At 72.1% G+C, this 7,167-nt stretch carries 6 protein-coding genes; 1 reads left to right on the top strand and 5 read right to left on the bottom strand.

Features of this window, described 5'->3' with window-relative positions; translation table 11 throughout:
- Positions 1–153 precede the first annotated feature (153 nt).
- Positions 154–2,031, bottom strand: a complete 1,878-nt coding sequence (locus AOK08_RS37760; RefSeq protein WP_055534509.1) for a LuxR family transcriptional regulator AbsR2 — start codon at positions 2,029–2,031, stop codon at positions 154–156.
- A gap of 95 nt (positions 2,032–2,126) precedes the next feature.
- On the opposite strand from AOK08_RS37760, the gene absR1 reads away from it, so the two are divergent.
- Positions 2,127–3,212 (top strand): beta-glucuronidase AbsR1, encoded by a 1,086-nt coding sequence (gene absR1, locus AOK08_RS37755; RefSeq protein ID WP_055534511.1) that lies wholly within the window; start codon positions 2,127–2,129, stop codon positions 3,210–3,212.
- Between the two features lie 153 nt (positions 3,213–3,365).
- Here absR1 and AOK08_RS37750 read toward each other — a convergent pair whose 3' ends face one another.
- From AOK08_RS37750 to AOK08_RS37740, 4 genes are all read right to left on the bottom strand, one after another.
- The gene (locus AOK08_RS37750) at positions 3,366–4,742 is read right to left on the bottom strand and encodes an NtaA/DmoA family FMN-dependent monooxygenase (protein ID WP_055534507.1); all 1,377 of its coding nucleotides are present in this window, start codon (positions 4,740–4,742) and stop codon (positions 3,366–3,368) included.
- A 20-nt stretch (positions 4,743–4,762) separates the two neighbouring features.
- The gene (locus AOK08_RS37745) at positions 4,763–5,983 is read right to left on the bottom strand and encodes an LLM class flavin-dependent oxidoreductase (RefSeq protein ID WP_055534506.1); all 1,221 of its coding nucleotides are present in this window, start codon (positions 5,981–5,983) and stop codon (positions 4,763–4,765) included.
- A gap of 51 nt (positions 5,984–6,034) precedes the next feature.
- Positions 6,035–6,124 carry a putative leader peptide gene (locus AOK08_RS49015; RefSeq protein ID WP_422125809.1) on the bottom strand — a complete coding sequence of 30 codons (90 nt, stop codon included), beginning with the start codon at positions 6,122–6,124 and terminating at the stop codon, positions 6,035–6,037.
- Positions 6,125–6,324: 200 nt separating this feature from the next.
- Positions 6,325–7,167: glutathione S-transferase C-terminal domain-containing protein (locus tag AOK08_RS37740; protein WP_055534504.1), on the bottom strand; the 843-nt coding region annotated here is incomplete at its 5' end.

The following is a 7,167-nucleotide window of genomic DNA, read 5'->3' as shown; positions in this document are numbered from 1 at the left end:
GGCTGGGCGTTCTCCGCGTACGGACGCCGGCTGAGCCCGCCCCGTGCTCGCCCGTCCCCCGGCAGGCGTGTTCCGTCCAGCGGCCGCGGCGAGCGCACCGGGCAACCGGCGCCCCCTGACCCCGTTGGCAGCCGCCCCGCCCGAGAGTCCCTGTCACGCCTGCTGTGAGGTCTGCGGTTCGTTCAGGAGATACGGCAGGGCCGTGCGGTCGTTTGCGCCGAGGCGGGTGTAGGCGCTGTACAGGTGGTTGCCGACCGTGCGGATGGACAGGGTGAGGCGGTCCGCGATCTGGCGGTTGCTCAGGCCCGTTGCCGCCAGGGTGACGATCTGGCGCTGGCGGGCGGTGAGTTCGCCGAGGACCAGACCGGACAGGGCCGGAGTGCGGGCGCCCTGGCAGCGGCGGGCCAGGGTCATCGCGCGGGAGCGTGACCTGCGGGCGGCGCGTGGGTCGCGGTGCACCGGGACGGCCTGGGCGTGTGCCTCGGCGGCGAAGAGCAACAGGCCCCGCCGCTCCAGGAGTTCGGCCGCGCGGTCCAGTGCGGGGCCGTCCTGCCGGGCGAGCGCGTCGGCGTGGCGGGCCAGTGGTGCGGCGCCCTCGCCTGGCAGTTGGGCGAGCCGGTCGGCGACCAGGTGCGGGGCACCGAGGCGTACGGCGTCGTACAGGACGTACGCCTCGCCTTCCCCGCCCCCGGCGTACGCGGCCGACGCCAGTGCCCCGGCGATGTCGCCGTGCGCCGCTCTCAGCCAGGGGGTCGCCCGCCCTGCGCCGGCCGTCGCGACCTCGTTCAACTGGGTTTGCGCCAGCGCCAGTTCCGTACGGCAGGACAGGTCGTCCGGGGTGTCGCGCAGGCCTTCGCGGGCCCAGGACAGGGCCTCGCGGAGTTCTCCGCGCAGTCGGGCGAAGCGGGCCCGGACGGTCGCGTAGCCGGCCGGGACGGCTGGGTGCGGGGACGCGCTCTCCGTCGTCAGCCAGTCGCCTACGGGGCCCGCCGGTTCCTGGACGTCGGTGCGCTCGATGCGGGCGGCCAGTTCGGCGCGTTCGGCGTCCAGGGCCGACGCGCACTCAGCCGGGGTGCGCGACAGCCGCGCGGCCCGGAGTCGCCCGGCGCCCGCGCGCAGCAGCGGGCCGTGGAGAGGGTGGGCGAGGCGGACCCCGGAGTGGGCGTCGACGTGGATCAGGCCGTCGGTTTCGAGTTGCTCCAGCACGGCCATGTCCAGGTCCGCGAGGTTCAGTGGCAGCGGTTCGCTGAACGCCAGGCGTTCCAGGGCGTCCCGTTCGTCCACTCGGTCGCGGTTCAGGGCCCACCCCGCCCGTTCGCGTACCGCCGCCGTTACCGGAAGAGGGCCTCGCCACGTCAACTCATCGGAGTCCAGAATGAGTTCGCCGCGTTCGAGCACCGCGGCGACCAGGTCGCGCAGCAGTCGCAGGTCGCCCTGGCAGAGGTGGTGCAGACGGCGGGCGGTGAGCGGTTCGACAGGGCCGCCGACGCCCGCCGCGACGAGCCGCGCGGTCTCCTCGCGGGGCAGCGGCTCCAGGGACAGCCGAGGCAGCACCTCGCCGCTCCACAGCCGGGACACCGCCTCGGGTGCCGGGGCGCCGTCCGTCGCCACCACGAGCAGCCGGGTACGTCCGTGCACCGCGAGCTGGTGGACCAGCGCGGCCGAGGAGTCGTCCAGCAGATGGGCGTCGTCGACCAGCAACGTCCGTACATCGGTGAGGAGTTTGATCGCGTGGTGCAGGGAAACCTGCTCCGGGAGGAGGTGCGCGAAGGCGGCGAAGGGGATGTCCCGGGTCTCGGGTGTGCCGCTCACCCTCGCGCAGGCGGTGCCCCGGACGACCTCCGTGACGAGCCGGGTCTTGCCGTGTCCGGCCGGGCCCGTCACCACGACGCCGTGCCGTTCGGCGGCCAACGACCGGCGGATCAGCTCCAGTTCGGCGTCCCGGCCGGTGAACGGCCAGGGCAGATCGAGGGTATGGGCTGTGTCCGGAGTCCTGGCGTCCCCTGCGAATGCCGTCGCGAATGTCGTCATGTGAACAGGAGCCGGGCTACTCAGCTTTGATACAGGCCGACTTGAGTAGCCCCCGACTCAGGCGCCCGAGCGCCGTGACCCGCAGTCTGTTCCCCATGAACGCACGGTTCTGCTCACTCCCGCAGCAGCCGGCCCCCACGTTCGCCCCGGGGCTGCCGGCCGAGCGGCTCAGCGCGCTCCTCGCGGGGCGTCTGATGTGGGTGAACGGCACCGTGCTCCACTACTACTTCTTCGACCGGGACAGTGACGGCTCGGTCATCCCGCTGCCGGGGTCCGGGGGGACCCGGTGGGAGTCATGGGTCGGCACCGAGGCACAGCGCGATGTCGTCCGTGACTGCTTCCGCGAGTGGCTCGGCCTGGGGATCGGGCTGTCGTTCGTGGAGGTGCGCGACCGCTCGGAGGCCGAACTGCGCATCGGGTTCCAGACCGGTGACGGTTCGTACTCCACAGTCGGGCGGGACGCGCTGTCGGTGGGCCTGGGGCGGCGCACGATGAACTTCGGATGGGACCTGACCGCGCCGGGGGAACGCGCGACGGCCCTGCACGGCATCGGGCACGCCCTGGGCCTGCTGCACGAGCACCAGAACCCGTTCGCCGGCATCCACTGGGACGACGAGGCCGTCTACGACGACCTGGCCGGACCGCCCAACTTCTGGAGCCGCGACAAGACGTACTTCAACATTCTGCGCAAGCTCGACCCGGACGAGGTCAACGGCTCCGTCTGGGACCCGATGTCCGTCATGGGGTATCCGTTCCCGGCGGGGCTGGTCCTCGAACCGGAGCAGTTCCGGTCCGGGGTGCGGCCTCCGGGGACGCTCTCCCCGGCCGACAAGGAGTTCGTGCTCCGCTGGTATCCGCCGACGGGCACGGGCAGGCCCGCCGAACTCGTGCCGTTCAGGTCCGCGCCCCTGCGCCTCGGCGCGGGCGAGCAGGCCGACTTCGGCATCGCGCCGCCGGAGACCCGCGACTACACCGTGGGGACCTTCGGGGAGAGCGACACGGTCGTCGCGGTCTTCGAGGAGATCGACGGCGAGCCCCGCTACCTCTCCGCCGAGGACGACGGCGGCACACCGCACAACGCCCATGTCAGGGTCCGGCTCGTCAAGGGCCGCCACTACTTCGTCCGCGTACGCCTCTACTCCACCTGGGGATCGGGGGAAACGGCCGTCATGTGCTGGTGAGATCGGGGGCAGACACCAGCGCATGACGGCCGCCGCGAACGAGTCGAACCACCGTCGGGCACTCGGGGGAGTGGTCGAGGACGTCACCTTCATGGGGGAGGGTGACGTCCTCGACCACGCCATGTACGACGGTTCACGCCCTGTACGACGGTTTCAGGACGCCGCGCGTTCCCCCGCCGCCCCGGCGTCGGGGTGGGCCAGGCCGAGCCGGTCGCGGAGGGTGGTGCCCTCGTACTCCGTGCGGAAGACGCCGCGTTCCTGGAGCAGCGGGACGACCGTGTCGGCGAAGCCGTCGAGGCCGCCCGGGGTGATGTGCGGGACCAGGATGAAGCCGTCGCTCGCGTCGGCCTGCACGAAGTCGTTGATGGTGGCGGCGACGGTGGCCGGGGAGCCGACGAAGCCCTGGCGGTTGCCGGTCTCGATGACGAGCTCACGGATGGACCAGTTGTTGGCCGCCGCCCGCTCCCGCCACTCGCGCGCGGTGGCCACCGGGTCGCGGTACATCCGCACCTGGGCCCGGCCACGGGCGAGGGTGTGCTCGCCGGGGTCGGGGTCGATGTCGGGCAGTGGGCCGTCCGGGTCGTACGCGGACAGGTCCCGGTTCCAGACGAACTCCAGGTGCTTGATGGCCGTGGCCCCGCTGACCTGCAACCGGCGCACCTCGCGGGCGAGTTCCTCCGCCTCGGCGTCCGTGTCGCCGAGGACGAAGCTCGCGGCGGGCAGGATCTTCAACTGGTCCGCGTGGCGGCCGTACTTGGCCAGGCGGTTCTTGACGTCCGTGTAGAACTCCTGGCCCTCCTTGAGGGTGGCGTACCGGCTGAAGATGGCGTCAGCGGTCGACGCGGCGAACTCGCGGCCCTCCTCGGAGTCACCGGCCTGGAAGATCACCGGGCGGCCCTGCGGGGAGCGGGGCACGTTGAACTGGCCCTCGATGTCGAAGTGCTGCCCCGAGTGCGTGAAGGCGCCGGCCTTCGCGTCCCGCAGGAAGGCGCCGGTCCGTTGGTCGGCGAGGATCTCGTCGCCCTGCCAGGAGTCGAACAGTTCGCCCGCTGTCTGGAGGAACTCCTTGGCCCGTGAGTAGCGCTCGCCCTGCGGGAGGAAGCCGCCGCGCCGGAAGTTCTCGCCGGTGAAGGCGTCCCAGGAGGTGACGACGTTCCACGCGGCGCGTCCGTCGGACAGGTGGTCGAGGCTGGCGAACTGGCGGGCCACCTCATAGGGCTCGTTGAAGGTGGAGTTGATGGTGCCGGTGAGGCCGAGGTGCTCGGTGACGGCGGCGAGCGCGGTGAGTACGGTGAAGGTGTCGGGCCGTCCGACGACGTCCAAGTCGTATATTTTTCCGCCCTGTTCGCGCAGCCGCAGCCCCTCGGCGAGGAACAGGAAGTCGAACTTGGCGCGCTCGGCCGTCTTCGCGAAGTGGACGAAGGAGCTGAACTCGATATGGCTCCCGGCCTGCGGGTCGCTCCACACCGTGGTGTTGTTGACGCCGGGGAAGTGCGCGGCCAGATGGATCTGCTTCAGCGGCTTGCTCATGGTCGTACGATCCTTCCGGCTCAGGCGCCAGCGGGGGCGGTTGCAGTGGCGGCGTAACGGCTGTTGGGGCGGGCGAGGCCCAGCAGCCCGCGCAGGGTGTCGGCCTCGTACGTCTGCCGGAAGACGCCCCGGCGCTGGAGTTCGGGTACCAGTTCCCTGGTGATCGCCGGGAGGTCGTGCCCGGCGACGGCCGGCCGCAGCCGGAAGCCGCTCAGCCCGGCCGAGGCCAACTCCTGGAGCAGGTCGGCGAGTTGTGCGGGCGTACCGGCGAAGATCCGGGCGTCACTGGTGTATTCGTACCCGGCGAGGGCGTCCAGTCGCTCGCGGCGGGCCACGGCCTCGGCGGGGTCGTCGTCCAGAAGGACCACCAAGTCACCGAAGACGTGCAGGAGTTCACCGGCGCGACCGGCCGCCGCCTGTTCGGTGCGGATCTCCTCGACGATGGCGCGGGCCTGCCCGGAGTCGTGCGGGGTGACGTATCCGACGTCGGCCGAGCGGGCGACCAGCCGGTAGGGGACGGTCCCGTGGGCCAGGGCGCTGACGATCGGCTGGCCCTGCGGCGGGCGAGGGGTGATCGACGGTCCCTTGACGCTGAAGTGCGGGCTCTCGAAGTCGACGTAGTGCAGCTTCTCCCGGTCGATGAAGCGGCCGGTGGCGGTGTCGCGGATCTCCGCGCCGTCCTCCCAGCTGTCCCAGAGCCTGCGCACCACCTCGACGTAGTCGGCGGCCTCGTCGAAGAGGGCGGCCACGGACTCCCGGGCGAGCGGGTCGTCGGGAGCGGTGATGTGCGGTACCGGGCGGCGGCCGAAGTGGGCCGCCTCGCTCTGGCGGGCGGTGATCTGGACGCGCAGTCCCGCGCGGCCGGTGCTCACATGGTCGAGGGTGGCGATCGCCTTGGAGAGGTGGAACGGCTCGGTGTGGGTGGCGACGACCGTCGGGACGATGCCGATGTGCCGGGTGAGCGGGGCGACACGGGCCGCGATCAGGACCGCGTCGAGGCGGCCCCGGACCTGGTCGGTGCGGTCGTCGGGTTCGAGGGGGTGCGAGGACTGGAGGCCGAGGCCGTCCTCGATGGTCACGAAGTCGAGCAGCCCGCGCTCGGCCTCCGCGACCAGGTCGGCCCAGTATCGGGCGGTGAACAGCTCACGCGGCCGGGCGACGGGTTCGCGCCAGGCGGCAGGGTGCCAGCCGGCACCGTCGAGAGCGACGGCGAGGTGCAGGGAAGAGGGTGACGAGGACACGAGAACAGCGCCTTCCTGATCGACTGTACGAAAAAAAGACGAGACAGCGACTCAGGACCGACAGAGCGCACCGGCGACACGCAGGAGATCGATGTGCCGCCGCGAGTACAACTTCGGACGGCAGGGGATGGCCTTCAGCACGATGTCCTCAACAAGGCGACTCCGTCGCGTGTTCCGACTCTTTGTGTCGACCGGATGAACACGCGGCCGGGTTCGACCGGGCCAAGCTGGGGCCGCGCCCGAAGGGGGCGCCCCAGAGGGGCGCGGGGAACTGCGCGCCCAGCCCCCACCGAACCCGCACCCGCACCCGCACCCGCACCCGCACCCGACAAACAAACCGCCTACCCCGCGGAGCGCGCCGCATGGGCAGCCCAGTCCAGAATCTGCACAGCCGCCCCCGCCGCCTCCAGCCCCCGGCAACCCGCATGGTGCCGACGAGCGATCGCGTCGAGGTCGAGATGCGGCCCGAACGCCGGATGCGCGGCGAGCCGCCGGGCGTACTCCCACAGGGCCGGATGACCGGCGACCCGGTGCACGGTGGCCGCGTCCAGGTGCCACCGGTGCACCGTGTCGAGGCGAACCAGGCTGACCCACAACTCCACATCGGCGGCGGTAAGTTGCTCACCCAGCAGATACGGATCGACGGCGAGCCGCGCGTTCAGTGAGCCCAGGGTGCGCAGCAGCGAGGCAAGCGCGTCGGCACGGTCACCGTCCTCACCGTCGGCGTCCCCCGCCCGCTGGGCCGCCGCGTCGACACCCTGGGCGCACAGCCGCTCGACGGCCTCGATCTCCGCCTCCAGGCCGCAGGGGTACAGGGTGGGACGGCCGCCGCCGAAGTGCCGGGACAGGTCGCGCAGGATGTCCGGGGTGTGTGTGCTGACGATCCGGCCCGACCAGTCGTCGCTGAGCACCGGGACCGTGGCCGCGCCGGAGTAGCGGTGCGCGCTCGCCTCGTACAGCGGGCGCAGTGCGGAGTGTCCGCCGCCGGGAGCGTCGGGCACGGCGGGCAGTTCGGTCACCGGGCAGGCCGCGCCGAGGCCGAGCAGGCTGTGGGTGACGGCGATCCGCAGACAGTCCGGGTCGGCCGGGGACAGGTGGAGGCGGTAGCGGCGCGGTACGGCGTAGTGGCCGCTGCGCGCGTCCCGGCCGAGCCGGCCGCGGAAGGCCGGGACGCGCGCAGCGGC

Origin of the sequence: Streptomyces graminilatus (assembly GCF_001418565.1) — a bacterium.
GTDB classification, from domain to species: domain Bacteria; phylum Actinomycetota; class Actinomycetes; order Streptomycetales; family Streptomycetaceae; genus Streptomyces; species Streptomyces graminilatus.
This window is presented reverse-complemented; position numbering and strand designations above follow the sequence as displayed.

Coding starts and splice junctions, on each gene's coding strand:
- AOK08_RS37760 (WP_055534509.1), bottom strand. CDS start 2,031: ATGACGACATTCGCGACGGCATTCGCAGGGGACGCCAGGACTCCGGAC.
- absR1 (WP_055534511.1), top strand. CDS start 2,127: ATGAACGCACGGTTCTGCTCACTCCCGCAGCAGCCGGCCCCCACGTTC.
- AOK08_RS37750 (WP_055534507.1), bottom strand. CDS start 4,742: ATGAGCAAGCCGCTGAAGCAGATCCATCTGGCCGCGCACTTCCCCGGC.